1 protein-coding gene is annotated in these 287 nt (G+C 65.2%); it reads left to right on the top strand.

What is annotated here, in order from left to right:
* Window positions 1–287: Mu transposase domain-containing protein (locus AC3A5Z_RS24190; protein WP_487521813.1), on the top strand; the 287-nt coding region annotated here is incomplete at both ends.

Raw genomic sequence — 287 nt, 5'->3', positions numbered from 1 at the left:
TTCGACAACAATAAATACTCGGTGCTCTCGACGGCTGTCGGACGCCCTGTCGAGGTCCGCGCCTATGCCGAGCGCATCGTCATCCGGCAAGACGGTGTGATCGTTGGCGAGCATGCTCGGGTCTTCGGGCGCGGCCAGACAGTCTATGACCCCTGGCACTATGTGCCTGTTCTGGCGCGCAAACCTGGGGCGCTGCGCAATGGAGCGCCGTTCCGCGACTGGGTGCTGCCGGCGGCGATGAACGCCGTGCGCCGCAAGCTGAAGGCGGTCAGCGATGGCGACCGACA

It is taken from the genome of Cereibacter sp. Soil_C_27 (assembly GCF_057657095.1).
Note: the sequence above shows the minus strand (reverse complement) of the source record. Positions and strands in the feature narration are given on the sequence as shown.